Here is a 17,863-nt window from a genome sequence, read left to right as displayed (position 1 = left end):
AGCTGCTGACGATACGGATTGTGCAGCCATGTAACGGTAATGCTGCTCAATTAAGGCAGAAATGGGGCGAGAATGTTCAAAACCTAAGGCATCATTAGGGTATTTCGGCACGTTTGCGCCTTAATATCGGCCTGTCTAGCTGCGCGGTCGGGTGCGCCAGCCGCCGCGCCGCCGGGGCGTGGCCATGTCGATCAACCCCTCTTGCATCACTTGGGTCATGGGATGGTCTTGGTTCTCTGCTGCCACGCTGCCCAACAAGGCGCGCAGGGCGGCTTTGGTATCCGCTTCCGCTGGCAGGCTGAGCGCCCAATCCAGGAAGATTGATCGACACTCCGCCTGGGTGATCCCCTCTATGCGGTAGGATTCAAAGATCAGCCCTTTGGGATCGTTGGGGTCCCCTTTGCTCATGTCGCGCCCCCGTCCGCCTTGGCCACGTAAGCCGCCAATGCATCGGCGATGATCGTCGCGGCCTGATCGTAGCTTTGCGCGAGATGTGCGTGCAATTCTTCGGGCGTGTCCACATCGAGGGAGCGGCATAGAAACCGCAAACCCGCCTGACCCAGAGAATCCTCGCGCAGAACAGAGGATGACAGCAACCGCGTCGCGGATTGCAGCGCCCAACAGGTGCGGTAGACGCGACGCAGCACCTCTGCCTGATCGGCGGTGATGACGTTCTGCGCCTCCGCATCCCCAAGCGCAGAGGTGATATCCCGCGCCGTGGTGCCCGCCAGCAAGGCCCCGGCCTGCGCCAGCAACTCGATATCCTGCAAGCGCCCCGGCCCGTTCTTGGCATCCCAGATGCCGCCGGCCACCTTGGCTGTTGCCAGACGTGCGCGCATCGCCGCGACCTCGTGCAGGGTATCGGCACGGTCGCGCGAACGGGCGAGCACCCTGTCGCACAGGCGCGCAACATCCTGCATCAGATCATCGGGGCCGGTCACACAATCGGCGCGGGTCAGTGCCAGATGCTCCCACACCCAGGCCTGCCCCATCTGATAGCTTTCAAAACTCGCTAAACTGGTCGCCACAGGCCCCTGCGTCCCCGACGGGCGCAAGCGCATGTCCACTTCGTAGAGCTTGCCTTGGGCCATCGGCGCGGTCATCGCGGTGATCATCGCCTGCGTCAACCGTGCATAATACAACCGCGACGCCAGCGGCCGCTTGCCGTCAGAGCTTTCGACGCCAGCGGAATCGTAAACCACGATCATATCCAGATCAGAGGCAGCGGTCAGGCTACGCGCGCCAAGCGATCCCATCCCGACCAGCACCGCACCGCGCCCCGGCGGCGGCCCGTGACGGCGCGAAAATTCGTCGATCACCACCGGCCAGAGCCCGCGCAACACCGCCCGCGCCAGATCGGCATATTGCGCCCCCACCGTCGCGGCATCAATCAGCCCGCGCAGGTGATGCACCCCGATCCGGAAATGCCATTCCTTGGCCCATCGACGACAGGTATCCAGCCGCGCCTCATAATCCTCTTCGGCCTCCAGCACCTCTGTCAGACTGTCGACCAAAGCGTCCTCTGCCGGCCATTCGCTGAAGAAATCCCCGCCTATCACCGCGTCGAACACCTGCGCATTACGCGACAGATAGGCAGCGAGCGCAGGTGACGCGCTGACGATATCAACAAGCAAATCAGATAGTTGCGGGTTGATCTTCAACAAAGAAAACAACTGCACCCCCGCGGGCAGCCCACCAAGAAAGCCGTCAAAGGCCAGCAATGCCTCGTCCGGTTTGGTGGCCCGTGCGAGACGCGCCAGCAATCCGGGTTTCAGCTCTGCAAATAGCTCCGCCCCCCGGGCGCTACGCAAGGCGGGGTAGTTCAGCCAACGGTCCACGATCGCGGCGTCAAAGACATGTTCCTCGGGCGCGGCAGCCGCTTCAGGGCGTGAGGTCGAGCCCGCAAAGAACCCTTCGGTCAGTTGGTGAACCTCATCCAGCCGCCGTTCAAGGTCACTGCGCAGCGCGGGGACATCCATATCCATCATCGCGGCCAGCCGGTCGAACCCCTCTTCCGTTTGGGGCAATGTATGGGTCTGGGCGTCACGGATCATCTGGACGCGGTGTTCCACGGTGCGATGCGCGCGGTAGTGATCGCACAGCGTCTCGGCCACTTCTGAGGGGATCCATTCCTTTTCCGCCAGCACGGCCATGCCTTCGCAGGTGCCGCGCACGCGCAGATCAGCGTCGCGCCCACCGGCGATCAACTGACGGGTCTGGGTGAAAAATTCAATCTCGCGGATACCGCCGCGTCCCAGCTTCATATTGTGCCCCGAAAGCGAGACACTGCCCCCCAACCCTTTGTGCTCGCGGATCGCAAGGCGCATGTCATGAGCGTCCTGAATCGCGGCAAAATCCAGATGCTTGCGCCAGACGAAGGGCCGCAGCACCGAGAGGAACTGATCACCCGCCGCCAGATCGCCCGCCGCAGGGCGTGCCTTGATATAGGCGGCACGCTCCCATGTGCGGCCCAGACTTTCGTAATACCGTTCTGCCGCTTCCATCGCGATGCACACGGGCGTCACACCGGAATCAGGCCGCAACCGCAGGTCTGTGCGAAAGACATAGCCCTCGCCCGTGAGATCATTGAGCGTCCCGCTCATCGCGCGGGTGGCGCGGACAAAGGCGGTGCGGGCGTCGTGAAAATCGCTGGCGTCAAAGCGTGTTTCGTCGAACAGGCAGATCAGATCGATATCGGACGAATAATTCAGCTCGCGCGCGCCCATCTTGCCCATAGCCAGCACGACCATGCCTGCGCCGCTGTCGGCGTCTTCTTCCGTCATGCCGGGCAGCTTGCCGCGTTTGATCTGCGCTTTCAGCCCTGCGGTCAGCGCGGCTTGGGCGGCGGCGTCGGCGAAATCGGTCAGCGCGCCGGTCACCTCCTCCAGCGACCAAGCCCCCGCCAGATCAGCCAGCCCCGTCATCAGCGCCACGCGCCGCTTGCCCTGCCGTAGATGACTGGACAACTGGTCCGAGGGCACCGCGCCCGCGCTGTCGATCACCTGCTGCACCGCCCCTGCGGGATCATCGAAAGCCGCACGACACCAGGCGGTTTCCTTTTGCATCAACCCCAGAAGATAGGGCGACGTCGATCCCGCCCCCGCCACAAGCGCGGCAATTTCGGGCGGCGCATCGGGAAAGAGCGCGCGCGCATCCTGCGCCTGATCGGCCGTAAAGATGCGGGGACAGCGGGTGATCTGACTGGCAAGTGTTCTCATACGCCCAGCATTCGCTGGTTCTATGCCCGTCGTCAATGGCGCCGTGACACCTGCTAACCCCCAACAAACACGTGCAAATCCAAATAATGTAAAAAAGATTTACATTATCCCTTGCAAACCACAGGGCGCACCCCGATCTATTGTAATGTGAAAGGCATTTACATTGCCCGCCACCGCACCGGCCCGCAGCGTTCAGGGCCACCACACTCTGACCGAAAGGGAACTTGATGACACAGACCTATGCACCCACCTACACCGCACAACGCAGTTGGCTGGGCCGTACCGAGGACTTTCTTGACGACAAGGGCAAAGGTGCCTGGATCGCCGCCATGGTTGTCGGTTTCATTCTTTTCTGGCCGCTTGGCCTTGCCCTTCTTGCCTATATGATCTGGAGCAAACGCATGTTTAAATCTTCGTCTTGCAGCAAACGCGCCCGCCGTGGGTCTATCACCGGGCGTTCAACCGGAAACGCCGCCTTTGATGCCTATAAGGCCGACACCCTGGCCCGTCTGGAGGAAGAGCAAACCAATTTTGAAGCCTTCCTGAGCCGTCTGCGCGAAGCCAAGGACAAGGCAGAGTTCGACCAGTTCATGGCCGAAGGCTCCAAAAACGACGATGATGCGCAAAAGGCCTAAAGCCTGCGCGTTCAATCAACACCCCTCCGCCTTGGCGGGGGGGCCGATTTTCTCAAGGGACAGGACATGATGACCCCCACCACCCCCGATCCATTCGACCAGCCTGAATTCTATAGCGGTATTCCGACCAAGCGGTTCATGGCTTGGGTTGTTGACGCCCTGCTGGTGTTGATCGCCAGCGTGTTGATCCTGCCGTTCACCGCCTTCACCGGCCTGTTCTTTTTCCCGCTGCTGATGCTGATGGTGGGCTTTACCTACCGTGTCGCGACGCTTGCCAGCGGGTCGGCCACCTGGGGCATGCGCCTGTTCGGCATGGAATTGCGCACGGCGCGCGATGAACCGCTGGATCTGGCCTCGGCGTTCTTGCATACCTCGGGCTATACGGTCAGCGTTGCCATGATGCCTTTGCAGGTGATTTCGATCATTCTCATCTGCGCCACCTCGCGCCATCAGAGCCTGAGCGACGTGATCCTCGGCACAGTCCCGCTGAACCGTCGTGTCGAAAGCGTGAACTGACCCAAACTTGTGCTTGGCGCGCTTTGGACCAGTTGTTAGAATTTCCTCCGAACAACAACGGATTTTCATGCGCCATACACTTCCCATCGCTCCGCAGTTCTATGTGACTGCGCCACAGCCCTGCCCGTATCTGGACGGCCGGATGGAACGTAAACTGTTCACCGCGCTGCAGGGCGACTCCGCGACCAAGCTGAACAACAGCCTGTCGGGGCAAGGCTTCCGACGGTCGCAGAATGTACTGTATCGCCCGTCTTGCACGGATTGCGCGGCCTGTCTGTCGGCGCGCATCAACGTGGCCGACTTCACCCCCAGCAAAAGCCAGAAGCGCACGATCAAGCGCAACGCGGGGCTGACGCGGCGGGCGACGTCGCCTTGGGCCACGGAAGAGCAATACGACCTCTTCCGCACCTATCTTGACAGTCGCCACGCAGACGGTGGCATGGCCGATATGGATGTCTTCGAATTCGCCGCGATGATCGAGGAAACCCCGATCCGCAGCCGTGTGATCGAATATACCGATACCCAAACCCGCGAGCTGATTGGCGTCTGCCTGACAGATGTGCTCGATGACGGGGTGAGCATGGTCTATTCGTTCTACAGCCCTGACCGGCCCCGTGACGGGTTGGGAAATTACATCATCCTTGACCACATCGAAATCGCCCGTGCGGCGGGTCTGCCTTATGTATATCTGGGCTATTGGGTGCCCGGCAGCCCCAAGATGGGCTACAAGGCCAAGTTCTCGGGGCTTGAGGTCTATATGGGCGGCGCGTGGCAGAAGATGCGCAACCCCGATGATTTCGAACCCGAACAGCATCCGCTGAACACCGACCCGATTGCCGAACAGGTGGCCAATATCGCCCTCCCCGATCTGAGCCCCACCAAAGGGTAAATCGTACCGCTGCGGCATATTCGACCGCTGTCACCCGCTGAAACGAAAAAGGCACCCCGCAGGGTGCCTTTTGTTTTTGTGGTGGCCTGACCCCAGATCAATTGGGGATCAGGTCCGGCACGATGGTCACGATGACCGGGAACATCCACAACAGCGCCAGTGCTCCGACCTGGATCAAGACGAAAGGAATGATCCCGCGATAGATATGCGAAGTGGTGACGCTCGCCGGGGCCACGCCGCGCAGGTAGAAGAGCGCGAAGCCGAAGGGCGGTGTCAGGAACGACGTTTGCAGGTTCACCGCAATCATGATCGTCACCCACTTCGGGTCGAAGGTGCCGCCGTAGATCACCGGCCCGACAATCGGGATCACGATGTAGATGATCTCGAGGAAGTCGAGCACGAAGCCCAGCACAAAGAGCACCAGCATCACGATCAGGAAGACCGTCAGCTCGTTGTCGAAGCTTTTCAGCCACTGCTGGATGTAGTGCTCGCCACCAAAGGAGATCACCACAAGGTTCAGCAACTGCGACCCGATCAGGATGGTAAACACCATCGAGGTCACCTTGGCCGTCTCGCGGACCACGGGGCTTAGTACGCCCGAAGTATAGAGGATCCAGCACGAGAACAGCAGACCGAACACCGCGTATAGATACGCGCCATAGGCGACGAAGAAGGCAAACCAGCTTTCGACGCTCACGCCCTCTTGGTTGATGCGCAGGTCAAAGTTCACGCCAACAAGGATCGCGATCAGGATGGCCAGGGTGGACCAGATGATCACCTTGGGCGACCGGTCCATATCCTTGAGCTTGCGATAGGCGGCCAGCATGATCGCGCCACCTGCCCCCAAGGCCGCAGCGGGCGTCGGGTTGGTGATCCCGCCAAGGATCGACCCCAGTACCGCAACGATCAGGACCAGCGGCGGGAAGACCACGCGGATCAGCTCGTTACCGGCGCAAAGCTTCAGCGCATAGACCACGCCATACATGACAGCCACGAAAGGCAGCGCCATCAGCAGCACCATCGTGCCCGAGGACGTGGCCGGACCGACCAGCAGGATATCGACCAACAGTGTCAGCACCAGACCGATGCCACCGATGATCAGCGGCCGTTTGTCCGCCGATGGTGCGACACCGCGACCGGTGGTCATGACCAGCGCCAGCAGGATCAGGATGATCGCAACACCGGTCCCGATGGGGGCGGCATTGGCGATCTTTTCAGCCTGCTTGGCGGCCAGCGCTTCTTCGGTCAGTTTTTCGCTGGCCTGTTGACCGCCCGCCGCCTCGATCGCGGCTTGCTCGGTCACCGCTTGATCCCATGCGCTTTGCCCATGCAGTTCGATCATCGCAGCCTGACAGGCCTCGCCTACATTGGTGCGCAGGCTTGCACCCTGCCCGATGTCGCTAAAGCTGGACACAACAGTCGACTGGCTGCCCACGATGCCAAGGTTGCCCAGAACAATCGTGCCCACGATCAGCAGGGCTGGCATGCCAAGGAACCAGGTAAAGCCTTCGCCCCGCGTGATGGGTTCGGCATTGGTCGCCCCCATCGGCACGGCGGGAGCCTTTTCAGGGTTCAGCAGCGCATAGACAAAGGCGTAAAGCGCATAAAGCAGCGCCAGCATGATCCCCGGCAGCAACGCGGCCTGAAACAGCGTCCCCACAGACACAACCGCGGGCTGGCCCAAGTAGGTCAGCGCATCGGTACAGCCTACGGCGGTGGCGCGCGCTTCCTGGGCGGCGGAGTATAGATCGCCCGCCAAAGTGCCCAGAAGAACGATAACGATAGACGGCGGAATGATCTGGCCCAAAGTACCGGAGGCTGCGATGACACCTGTCGCGATTTCAGGCGAATAGTTGTTGCGCAACATGGTCGGCAGCGCCAGCAGCCCCATGGTGACAACCGTCGCGCCCACGATCCCGGTGGAGGCCGCAAGAAACGCGCCCACAACCACAATCGACACCGCCAAACCACCGGGCAGCGGGCCAAAGACGCGCGCCATCGTGGTCAACAGGTCGTTCGCAATCTTGGACCGTTCAAGCGTGATGCCCATCAGAACGAACATCAGAACCGCCAGCAACGTCTCGATCGACTGCCCCGCCAGAACGCGTTCGTTCATACGGTTCACGATAAAGCTGACGTTCCGGTCCAGCGCGACTTCCCAGCCTTGGGGGAATACAGATTCACCGATCAGCGGCAAATCCGGATAGCGGAATTTCGATACCGCGTCATTGGGAACGCCCGAGTTCACCAGATCGCGATAGGCTTGCGACGATTGGTCAATCGCCTGATGCACCATCAGACCCGCACTATCGAGTGCGGCGATGATACCGAAAGAGATGATGCCAGCACCGCCGATGGCAAAGGCCACCGGGAAACCGGACAGGATGCCGCCAAAGAGGCAGGCAAAAACAATGATCAGGCCAATTTCGACCCCGTCGAGACCAAATAGCATGGGACGCCCCTTGAATTAATGTGTGCCCTCATAGGCTTCTTCGCCCTCGCCCAACGTATCGCGGTCGAGATATTTATCTTCGCTTTCAGGCCCTTCACGGAACTCTAACAAAGCGCGATAAAACACTGATATTGCTTGCAAGATCACCATTGCGCAGAAGGCGCACAGCAGGATCTTGAACAAGAAGTAGCCGTTGAACCCATTGGGCGAAAAGCCGATGGTTTCCACGTTCCACTTAAGCAAGCGCGCCTTGCGCAGCAGCAGCTCCAACCGGTCAGAGGCCGATGGGTTCGGTGTCACCAGATGGCGCCACAGGAAGAACCAGCCATAAAGCCATGTGACAATCGCAAAGGGGATCATGAAGAACAGCGCGCCGAACATGTCGATCACGCGCTTGGTGCGGAATTTTGCGCCGGCATAGAACAGGTCAACGCGCACATGCCCGCCTTGTACAAAGGTGTAGGACACACAAAGACAGACGACCAACGCATTGAAAAGTTTCAACTCTTCCGCAAACCAGCTGATGTCGAACTGCAGCGGAATACCAAAGCCGATAGAGATATCAGGCCGGGTGAAAATACGTTGCATGAAGACGATGATGATCTGTTGCAGCACCATCAAAAGCCCGGCCCAAGCAAAGAAACGCCCGGTGACATTTGCGAAGCCTTCAAGCCCGCGCACACAGCCCCACATAAAGCTGCGTTTCCAGATGCCGACAGCCGTGACAATCAGCAGCCCGACGAGCAAGACAAAGAACAGCTCTACCGAGGCACCGTAATAGATGAACCGCATCAAGGCTTCGCTGTTGGACCAGTCCAGCCACATGGACGGGTTCAGCACCGCTGCAAAGAAATTGTAGAACGCTTCAAGTAGGTTGCCCAGAATGAAGCTGATCAGGTTGCCCTCTTGGAACTGGTCCAAGCAGCTGATCTTGGCCCCTTCCGCCGCGCGGAAAAATCCAGCGCATACTGCATCTTCTGCCATTGATATCCCCCCTTCGCCCGCCCGGTTTCAGTGTGGGCTTGGTGCGAAAATTATCCTCGCTTTGCGCGCCCGTTTTCCGGATCGCAAAGTCGCGTGTGGGGCCGCCCAAAGGCAGCCCCCCTGTCATCCCGTGGGGATGGCTTACATTTTGCCCAGAACGCGCTGGCGCTGTTCGACATAGTAGGCGTCGGATTTGGACAGCCATTCAGCCGATGCGGACAGCGAGGATTCAAAGCTGTTGCGGATGTCGGCGAACAGGGAGTCGTCCATGTTCTCGTCCATAACCTCTTTGGAGGCCGCACCGAATGCATCCCAGACATCATCGGGGAACTGCATGGTTTTCACACCCTGCTGCTGCAGACGTGCCAATGCGGCACCGTTGTTGGCCAGTGTTTCGGCCAGACCGGTGTGCGTGGTCGCCATCGATGCATATTCGATGATCTTCTGCTGCGCCGGTGTCAGGTCGTTGAAGACATCAAGGTTGACCGATGCAGTAAGGCCCGATCCTGGCTCGTGGAAACCAGCGGTATAGTAGATCTTGGCGACTTCCTGGAAGCCGGCGCGCTCATCCGCGAAGGGGCCAACCCACTCGAGCCCGTCAAGCGCGCCCGAGGACAGCGCCTGATACAGTTCGCCACCGGGGATGTTCTGAACAGACGCGCCCAGTTTACCCAGCACCTTTCCACCCAGACCGGGCATACGGAATTTCAGGCCGTTGAAGTCCGCGGCAGAGTTGATTTCCTTGCGGAACCAGCCACCGGACTGCGAACCGGAGTTACCGGCGAGGAACATCTTCATGTTGAAGATTTCACCGATCTGGTTGTGCAGGTCATGGCCGCCACCGTGCAGATACCAGTTGGTCAGCTCTTGTGCTGTGGCACCGAAAGGCACGGCGGTGAAATACGCCAGACCGGGGTGCTGGCCGATGAAGTAGTAGTCAGCCGCGTGATACATATCCGCCTGACCGGAGGAAACGGCGTCAAAGACCTCGAACGCGCCGACCAGCTCGCCCGGGGCTTTCTTTTCGATGGTCAACGTGCCGTCAGACATCTCGTTAACCATGTTGTTGAGGTAGGTCGCGGCGTCATCAAGCACGGCAAAGCCACGGGGCCATGCGGTGACCATGGTCAGCGTGCGTTTGCCTTGGGCGTACAGCGGTGCGGCCAGTGTCGATGCAGCGGCGGCAGACCCGCCAAGCGCGGATGTCTTCAGAAATGAACGACGGTCCATATTGGATACTCCTCCCGAGTTATATGAGGGTGCCCGCGCTTCATTATATGCGCGCGGGTCATTTCAAGTGTCGTTCACTCTACGCAAAAGCGAATGGTTGAAAATACCAACTACTGCGTAGAGGGTGCAGATTTACCGCCCAAATATGCGGCAAATGTTCCGCCGGACCTGCCATATGTTGTGCATACACGCGTATAGCGGGTGATTTGTGACTGCATCTAGCACTTTGATTCGCGTGGATTTCCCAGTATCAGCGCTGCATGCGCCGCCCGTCTTTCATGATCGCCCCCACCTACGCCCAAAAGCTGACGCTCATCGCCTCTGTGCCGCTGGTGCTGGCGGTGACGGCGATTGCCTTTGTCGTGGCACTGCAGGCACGCGCGGTGGCCGACCGCGAGATTTCAACGCTCGAGCAGCAGTTGCTGGACGCCAAGAAAGTAGAGCTGCGCAATTATGTGACACAGGCGCGCAACGGCTTTTACTTCGTCTACGGGTCCGCCTCTCCTGATGACGGGGCGGCGAAATCGCAGGTGGCGCAGATCCTCGCAGCGATGATCTATGGCGAGGAAGGTCAGTTCTTTGTCTATGACTACGACGGCACCGCCCTTGTCAGCCCGCGCCAGACCGACCGGATCAACCGCAACTTTGCCGGCGAGACGGACAGCGACGGCACGCCCGTGGTGGACGAGCTGATCCGCATCGCACGCAGTGGCGGCGGGTATCACACCTATATGTGGCCCAAACCCTCTACCGGAGAGGATGCGCAGATGATCACCTATGTCACCTCTTTCCCCAGTTGGCAGTGGGCCGTGGGGACGGGTGTGTTCATCGACGATGTGCTTGCCAGCGGGGCCGCGGCGCGATCCGATGTGCAGGCGCGGGTGCAGCGTACGTTCTTCTATATCGGCGTTATTACGGTGACCGCCCTGCTGCTGGTGTTTGGCACGGGCATGCTGGTCAACCTGCGTGAACGGCGGCTTGCGGATGCGAAGCTCAAAAAGCTGACGCAGCGGGTATTTGACGCCCAAGAGGAAGAGCGCGGCCGCGTGGCGCGCGAACTGCATGACGGCATCAGCCAGATCCTGGTGGGGGTGCGCTATGCGCTCGACAACGCACGACGCCGGCTGGAAAGGGGCGACGCCCGCGCGGCAGAGCCTTTGGCAAAGGGGATCGACAGCCTTGCACAGGCCATCGCCGAAGTGCGCCGTATCAGCCGTGACCTGCGCCCCAGTATTCTGGATGATCTCGGCCTTGGTCCCGCGCTGAAAACGCTGGTCGAACAATTCGCGCTCCGCACCGGTATTCAGTGCCGCTTTGACACCGTGGTATTCCGCAACCGCTTGGACGACGAGGCCAAGATCGCGCTTTACCGGATCGCGCAAGAGGCGCTGACCAATATCGAACGCCACGCCCGCGCCACCGAAGTCATCGTCGATCTGCGCGGTCACCGACAGGGCGCGACGCTGTCGATCTCTGACAACGGGCTGGGGCTGGCCAAGACACGCTCCACCGCCGGAGGGTTGGGCCTGCGCAATATGCAAGAGCGGATCGAACAGCTAGATGGCACGCTGACCATGCAAAGCTCTGCCCAAGGCGGCACCGAGATTACCGCCACCGTCCCGCTGACCCATATGCTGCGTCCGCCGCCGACCGCCCTGCCCTAAGCCCTGATATGCCCCTTCCCGAAAGCTGCCCCATGACCCTTTCAGACACCCAGCCGCCCGCGTTGATAAAAGTAATGATCGTTGACGATCACCCGATGGTCGCCGAGGGCATCCAATCCATTCTTGAAAGCTATGACGATATCAATGTGGTCGGCTGTCTGCCCAATGGCCGCGCCGCGATCGACAGCGTCGCGGAACTGGACCCCGATGTGATCCTCATGGACCTCAACATGCCAGAGATCGGCGGGCTGTCCGCGACCGAGATCTTGCTGGAACGCCAGCCCGACACCCGCATCGTGATCCTGTCGATGCATGATAACCCCGAATATATCTCTTCGGCGCTGAGCCACGGCGCCATGGGGTATATCCTCAAGGACGTGCCGACAGACGAGATCAAGCTGGCGATCGATACGGTGATGCGCGGCGAACGGTATCTATGCACCGGCGCGCAAGGGTCGCTTGAACCCAAGGATGCCGCACGTGAATCCCTGACCGAACGCGAACAGACGATCCTGTTGCAACTGGCACAGGGGAAATCCAACAAAGAGGTCGCGCTGACCTTGGATATCTCTGTGCGCACCGTCGAAACCCACCGCAAGAATATCAAACGCAAGCTTGGCATCTCTTCCACCGCAGGGCTGACGCGCTACGCGATGGAACACGGCGTGCTGCAGGGAACCGGAGTGCGACTTTAGCTGATATCTGCCCGAGAAATGCCCCCGATTTTGCAAAAATTAGAAAATTCAGGATTTCGCGCAATAAATGAAAAGATTTTTTGCACGCAGCGACACTTTTATCGACAATAGAGCATTGACGCCCCTTTATGGCGCTCATAATGTCCATGCACGCAATGAGGGGCCTTTGGCTATGACAGATCTAGCTTTGACAGATATCGTCGTCATTCTAAGACACACGCGCATGGGCCGGTAACGGCAGACCATAATAGTCACCATGCGCCCCCGTCAAAATCGGGGGCTTTTTTTTGCGCAACGTATTTTTTGATAAACCACCGCCTGACGGAGCACCAAGATGACACGTAAAATGACCGGAGCGAAAATGATCGTTCAAGCCCTGATTGATCAGGGTGTCGATACCGTATTTGGCTATCCCGGCGGCGCTGTCCTACCGATCTATGACGAGGTGTTCCAACAAAACAGCATCAAACACGTGCTGGTGCGTCACGAACAAGGGGCGGTGCATGCCGCCGAAGGCTATGCGCGCTCGACCGGAAAACCGGGTGTTGTTCTTGTAACCTCGGGCCCCGGTGCCACCAATGCGGTGACCGGCCTGACGGATGCCTTGCTCGATTCCATTCCGCTGGTGGTCCTGACAGGTCAGGTGCCGACCTTCATGATCGGCTCTGACGCGTTTCAAGAGGCCGATACCGTGGGCATCACCCGCCCCTGCACCAAGCACAACTGGCTGGTGAAAGAGACCGACAAGCTGGGCGGCGTCCTGCACGAGGCTTTCCACGTGGCCACCAGCGGGCGCCCCGGCCCCGTTCTGGTCGACATCCCGAAAGACGTGCAATTCGCCACGGGGGAATACACGCCCAAGAAGCCGTCCACCTCGCATTACCAGCCGCCCGTCAAAGGCGACATGACCGAGATCACCGAACTGGTGGCCGCCATCGAGACCGCCAAGCGCCCGATTTTCTATACCGGCGGCGGCGTCATCAACTCCGGCCCTGGGGCGTCGCAACTGCTGCGCGAATTGGTCGAGGCAACAGGCTTTCCCATCACCTCTACCTTGATGGGGCTTGGCAGCTATCCGGCGTCGGGTGACAAATGGTTGGGGATGCTCGGCATGCATGGTCTTTACGAGGCCAACATGGCGATGCACGACTGCGATCTGATGATCAACATCGGCGCGCGCTTCGACGACCGGATCACCGGCGTTGTCGACATGTTCAGCCCGAAATCCAAGAAAGCGCATATCGACATCGACCCCTCGTCGATCAACAAGATCATCCGCGTGGACATCCCTATCGTCGGCGACGTGGGCCATGTGCTGGAAGACCTGCTGAAGGTCTGGAAATCGCGCGGCCGCAAGACAAACACCGAAGCCGTTGGCAAATGGTGGAAGAAGATCGAGGAATGGCGCAACGTTGACTGCCTCAAGTTCGAGCAAAAAGGCAAGATCATCAAACCGCAATACGCGCTCTCGCGACTTGAGGCGCTGACCAAAGGGCGTGACCGCTATGTCACCACCGAAGTGGGCCAGCACCAGATGTGGGCCGCGCAATATCTTGGTTTCGAGGATCCGAACCGCTGGATGACCTCTGGTGGGTTGGGGACGATGGGCTATGGTTTCCCTGCCTCCATCGGCGTGCAGATGGCGCATCCTGAGGCGCTGGTCATCAACGTCGCCGGCGAAGCTTCTTGGCTGATGAACATGCAGGAAATGGGCACCGCGATGCAATACGGCCTGCCGGTAAAACAGTTCATCCTGAACAACGAACGCCTCGGGATGGTCCGCCAGTGGCAAGAGCTGCTGCACGGCGAGCGCTATTCCCAAAGCTGGTCTGAATCCCTGCCCGATTTCGTCAAGCTGGCCGAAGCCTTCGGGGCCAAGGGGATCATCTGTTCGGACCCCGACGATCTGGACGACGCGATCATGGAGATGCTCGATTATGACGGTCCGGTGATCTTTGACTGTCTGGTGGAAAAACACGAAAACTGTTTCCCGATGATCCCGTCGGGCAAAGCGCATAACGACATGATGCTGGCCGGTGTCGATACACAAGGTGTGATCGACGCCAAAGGATCGGTCTTGGTCTAAGCCGCCAACGGCACAAGGAAACACATCGGCGCGGGGTCGCGCGCCGAGATTGAACAAATCTTAGAAGGACAGTTTCATGTCAGCCCTAAAGATCAAAAAAGGCTCCAACAGCCATTCCGCCTATAACCTACGTCCCAATTTCTCGGATGTGATCGAACGCCACACGCTGGCCGTACTGGTCGAGAACGAACCCGGTGTGCTGGCGCGCGTCATCGGTCTGTTTTCGGGCCGTGGATACAACATCGACAGCCTTACCGTGGCAGAGGTTGACCACACAGGCCACCTTAGCCGCATCACCATCGTCACCTCGGGCACGCCGCAGGTGATCGAGCAGATCAAGGCGCAGCTGGGGCGGATTGTGCCGGTACACGAGGTGCATGACCTGACCGTCGAAGGCCCCGTGGTCGAGCGTGAGCTTGCGATGTTCAAGGTGAATGGCACCGGCGAAAAACGGGTAGAAGCCCTGCGTCTGGCGGATATCTTCCGCGCCAACGTTGTCGATAGCACCTTGGAGACATTCGTGTTCGAGATCACCGGCGCGCCCGAGAAGATTGACGCATTTGCCGAATTGATGCGCCCCTTGGGGCTGGTGTCCGTGGCACGGACGGGCGTGGCAGCCCTGTCGCGCGGCGACTGATACGCTAAAGTGGCAGGTTGAGGTCTGGCCGGCTCCGGCCGGACTAAGCCTGACCGCGGTGGCGGAACTCTACCGGCGGGACGGCTTTTGGGCGGAATGGAAGCACCTCGCCGCCGGTTTGCTTTCGCGTAATGCCGGCGGAATGGCGCAGCAGTTTGTTCGGCAAATCAGCGTCCGCCTTGGATCGTACGACCTTGGGGTTAAGCGCCTTGCGCAACTTGGCCTCGTGGTAGACCTCGAACTGGACCAGATCACCAGCGTCGAAACCGCTTGTCGTCTGGTTCACTGTCGCGGGGTCACCCTGGAAATATGCAAGGTCGCCGTGATCCTCGCACCAGAACACAGCTTTGTTGGATCGGGCATCGCTCCAAAGTACCACACCGTACATTTAACTGTTCCTTCCAGATGCTTGCAGACATGAGAGATAATCATGTCATTTTTACAAATTGTCGATTTTTTTACGAAATCAATTTGTGTCGCGCGCACCGGAATTTGACGCTGAATAGCGTCATTAAACAGCCCTATATTGCAAATCCCCTTGCAAATTCGTTCAAAGGTTGTGAAGTTTAGTTCAATTAATTTTAACGGACTGATTTCATGACGAACCCCGCCGATATCAGGACAATTTTCGGTTCAAATTTAAAAAAACTTTCAGTAGGTTACCCCTCCATCACCTACCTCGCGCAGGAACTGGGGATCAATCGCACGCAGTTCAATCGATATCTATCGGGGGAAAGCTTTCCGCGCCCCGATATTCTGGACCGGATGTGCAAGTTTTTCGACGTTGATGCGCGTGTCCTTCTGGAGCCCTTGGAAGAGATCAAGAAGATCGACCCCTCCCCCCGGATTTCATGGGCGACTTCATCGTTTCGGGCGCGCTGGACCTGCCCGAAGCCACATTTCCCAGTGGTTTCTACCGCTTCTCGCGTCGCAGTTTTCTTTACCCCGAGAAATTCGCCTTGGGATTGGTTATGGTGTTTCGCAGTGGCCGGCATACCTATCTGCGCGGCTACGAGGCCCCTCACGCCATGCGCATCCAAAGCCTGCCCACTCATTCGGAATTGCGCGAGTATCGCGGGGTGGTGCTGCAGCAGGAAGAAGGCATCGCCATTATCGCCTCGCGGCGCGGCGCGATGACCTCTTCGTTCAACTATCTGGGGCGGATCGCGTCGTTCAACAATAATTTCTGGGTCGGATACATCACCCGGACCGTGCCGGAAAATTCGATCGGGTTGCGGGCGACGCGGCTGGTCTATGAATACCTGCCGCAAACACCGTCGGCCGTGTTGCAGGCCGCCCGCTTGAAGGGGCTGTGCGAGGCAAACGATCTTGAACCCTTTCACCGCCACCTTCTGCGCACCGAATTCGCCTTTGAGTGACCGCTACGCCAGCGGCGGCGGGCGCATCTGGGGCCACTGTGTTGCCGCGTGCCACTGCTGCGCCAGTTGAAGCAGCGCCGTATCGCTGCCCCGCGGTCCGATCATCTGTAGCCCCGCAGGCAGCCCCTCTGCCCCGAAACCGGCGGGGATGTTGACAACCGGCAGCCCCACCAGACCGGCGGGCACCACGACCTGCATCCAGCGGTGATAGGTGTCCATGTCCCGTCCGGCGATCTGTGTCGGATGCACCTGATCCACGTCAAAGGGCCAAAGCTGCGCCGAAGGCAGCACCAGCACGTCAACCTCGTCAAACAGCGCGGTGACACGGCGATACCAGTCCGACCGCGTCAGGCTGGCTTGCTGCACCTCCTGCCCCGTGAACCCGAGCCCGCGCTCGATCTCCCATTGGGCGGCGGGCTTGAGCTTGTCGCGGGTTTCCGGATCGCGGTAGAGCGCGCCCAAACCAGCAGCAACGGCAAAAGACCGCAACGTGGTCCAGCTGTCCCACATCGCGTCCGCGTCAAAGGGGGCTGGCACAGCGGTCACCTGATGCCCCAGAGCGGCCAGTTGATCCAGGGCCGCTTTGCTCACGTCCTCGATCCCGTCTTCATAGGCAAAGGCCCCGCCCCAATCGCCCAGCCACCCGATGCGACGCGCGGGCGACGGGGTGTCCATCTGCGGCAAGCTCGGCGCGGGTGACAGGCCGAGGGGTTGTTTGGGGTCCTCTCCGGTCATCGTGTCCAGCAAGGCCGCCAGATCGCGGGGGCAGCGCGCCATCGGGCCTGCCATGCTCAGCTGATGCAGGAACATATCGCCCTCTGGCTCTGCCGGTACTGTGCCCCAGCTGGGGCGCATGCCGTAGACGTTGTTCCAGCCCGCGGGGTTGCGCAGGCTGCCCATCATGTCGGACCCGTCCGCGATGCTCAGCATCCCCGTTGCCAAGGCAGCCGCCGCCCCGCCCGAAGACCCGCCAGCCGAACGTGTGTGATCATAGGGGTTCCGCGTCGGGCCATAGACGGGGTTGAACGTATGGCTGCCCAACCCGAATTCAGGCGTGTTCGTCTTGCCAATGATGATCGCCCCCGCCGCGCGGATGCGGGCGACAAAGACGCTGTCCTTCTGGGCAATCGTACCGGCAAACAGCGGTGATCCCTTGGCGGTTGGCAAGCCTTCGGCATCGGATAAATCCTTGATCGCAATGGGAATACCGTGCAGCCATCCGACCCGAAGTGTGGCATCCGCCCTATCGGCTTCGGCCAGAAGCTCCGCGCGCGGGCGCAGCGCGACGATGGCGTTGACGTCGCCGTTCACGGCATCGATGCGCTCTAGCGTGGCCTCCATCAAAGCGCGCGCCGTCAGACTGCCGTTCGCCAAAGCCTCCGATTGGGCCAAGGCCCCGATGTCTAGTATGTTCATGGCCGAGCCCTCCGTTCGGGATCATAGAACGGAAGGCCGCCGCGGGATGCAAGGGGTGCCGG

At 59.8% G+C, this 17,863-nt stretch carries 14 protein-coding genes and 1 pseudogene; 8 read left to right on the top strand and 7 right to left on the bottom strand.

Annotated features, from left to right (window positions below; genetic code table 11):
• Window positions 1-135: 135 nt before the first annotated feature.
• Both SJY36_RS07820 and SJY36_RS07815 read right to left on the bottom strand, forming a co-directional pair.
• Window positions 136-408 (bottom strand): hypothetical protein, encoded by a 273-nt coding sequence (locus SJY36_RS07820; RefSeq protein WP_386167336.1) that lies wholly within the window; start codon window positions 406-408, stop codon window positions 136-138.
• Complete coding sequence (locus tag SJY36_RS07815; RefSeq protein ID WP_386174083.1) at window positions 405-3,218, bottom strand: bifunctional [glutamine synthetase] adenylyltransferase/[glutamine synthetase]-adenylyl-L-tyrosine phosphorylase; 2,814 nt, start codon at window positions 3,216-3,218, stop codon at window positions 405-407. Before SJY36_RS07815 ends, SJY36_RS07820 begins: the two co-directional genes overlap by 4 nt.
• Window positions 3,219-3,445: 227 nt before the next feature.
• On the opposite strand from SJY36_RS07815, the gene SJY36_RS07810 reads away from it, so the two are divergent.
• The 3 genes from SJY36_RS07810 (at window position 3,446) to SJY36_RS07800 (ending at window position 5,258) form a co-directional block, all read left to right on the top strand.
• Entirely contained in the window at window positions 3,446-3,853 is a 408-nt protein-coding gene (locus SJY36_RS07810; RefSeq protein ID WP_009826953.1) for a DUF2852 domain-containing protein, read from the top strand.
• Between the two features lie 69 nt (window positions 3,854-3,922).
• Window positions 3,923-4,369 carry an RDD family protein gene (locus SJY36_RS07805; RefSeq protein ID WP_005853312.1) on the top strand — a complete coding sequence of 149 codons (447 nt, stop codon included), beginning with the start codon at window positions 3,923-3,925 and terminating at the stop codon, window positions 4,367-4,369.
• A 67-nt stretch (window positions 4,370-4,436) separates the two neighbouring features.
• Window positions 4,437-5,258, top strand: coding sequence for an arginyltransferase (locus SJY36_RS07800; RefSeq protein WP_005853310.1), 822 nt, complete (start codon window positions 4,437-4,439; stop codon window positions 5,256-5,258).
• A gap of 97 nt (window positions 5,259-5,355) precedes the next feature.
• On the opposite strand, the gene SJY36_RS07795 is transcribed toward SJY36_RS07800, so the two are convergent.
• The 3 genes from SJY36_RS07795 to SJY36_RS07785 all read right to left on the bottom strand — a co-directional run bounded on the left by SJY36_RS07795 (window position 5,356) and on the right by SJY36_RS07785 (window position 9,924).
• Window positions 5,356-7,710, bottom strand: coding sequence for a TRAP transporter large permease subunit (locus SJY36_RS07795; protein WP_037944179.1), 2,355 nt, complete (start codon window positions 7,708-7,710; stop codon window positions 5,356-5,358).
• A gap of 15 nt (window positions 7,711-7,725) precedes the next feature.
• Window positions 7,726-8,694 carry a TRAP transporter small permease subunit gene (locus tag SJY36_RS07790; protein WP_005853306.1) on the bottom strand — a complete coding sequence of 323 codons (969 nt, stop codon included), beginning with the start codon at window positions 8,692-8,694 and terminating at the stop codon, window positions 7,726-7,728.
• A gap of 141 nt (window positions 8,695-8,835) precedes the next feature.
• Window positions 8,836-9,924, bottom strand: a complete 1,089-nt coding sequence (locus SJY36_RS07785; protein ID WP_005853304.1) for a TRAP transporter substrate-binding protein — start codon at window positions 9,922-9,924, stop codon at window positions 8,836-8,838.
• Window positions 9,925-10,184: 260 nt separating this feature from the next.
• Here SJY36_RS07785 and SJY36_RS07780 point away from each other — a divergent pair, with 260 nt between their 5' ends.
• From SJY36_RS07780 to ilvN, 4 genes are all read left to right on the top strand, one after another.
• Window positions 10,185-11,588, top strand: coding sequence for a cache domain-containing protein (locus SJY36_RS07780; protein WP_386174079.1), 1,404 nt, complete (start codon window positions 10,185-10,187; stop codon window positions 11,586-11,588).
• 32 nt (window positions 11,589-11,620) lie between these two features.
• Window positions 11,621-12,283: a response regulator gene (locus SJY36_RS07775; RefSeq protein ID WP_340236684.1), complete on the top strand. Its 663-nt coding sequence runs from the start codon at window positions 11,621-11,623 to the stop codon at window positions 12,281-12,283.
• Window positions 12,284-12,617: 334 nt separating this feature from the next.
• Window positions 12,618-14,369, top strand: a complete 1,752-nt coding sequence (locus tag SJY36_RS07770) for an acetolactate synthase 3 large subunit (RefSeq protein ID WP_386174075.1) — start codon at window positions 12,618-12,620, stop codon at window positions 14,367-14,369.
• Window positions 14,370-14,445: 76 nt separating this feature from the next.
• Window positions 14,446-15,006 (top strand): acetolactate synthase small subunit, encoded by a 561-nt coding sequence (gene ilvN / locus SJY36_RS07765; RefSeq protein ID WP_386174072.1) that lies wholly within the window; start codon window positions 14,446-14,448, stop codon window positions 15,004-15,006.
• 43 nt (window positions 15,007-15,049) lie between these two features.
• Here the strand turns inward: ilvN and SJY36_RS07760 are convergent, their stop codons facing one another.
• On the bottom strand, window positions 15,050-15,394 hold the full coding sequence (locus SJY36_RS07760) for a hypothetical protein (RefSeq protein ID WP_386174070.1): 345 nt from the start codon (window positions 15,392-15,394) through the stop codon (window positions 15,050-15,052).
• Between the two features lie 209 nt (window positions 15,395-15,603).
• Between SJY36_RS07760 and SJY36_RS07755 the strand changes: the two are divergent.
• Window positions 15,604-16,385: pseudogene (locus SJY36_RS07755) on the top strand (helix-turn-helix domain-containing protein).
• A 3-nt stretch (window positions 16,386-16,388) separates the two neighbouring features.
• Here the strand turns inward: SJY36_RS07755 and SJY36_RS07750 are convergent.
• Complete coding sequence (locus SJY36_RS07750) at window positions 16,389-17,801, bottom strand: amidase (RefSeq protein WP_386174067.1); 1,413 nt, start codon at window positions 17,799-17,801, stop codon at window positions 16,389-16,391.
• Window positions 17,802-17,863 lie beyond the last annotated feature (62 nt).

The sequence above is a fragment of the Sulfitobacter sp. R86518 genome, assembly GCF_042466275.1.
In the GTDB taxonomy this organism is placed as follows: domain Bacteria; phylum Pseudomonadota; class Alphaproteobacteria; order Rhodobacterales; family Rhodobacteraceae; genus Sulfitobacter; species Sulfitobacter pontiacus.
The sequence above is the reverse complement of the archived record's forward strand: the minus strand, read 5'-3'. Positions and strand labels throughout refer to the sequence as shown.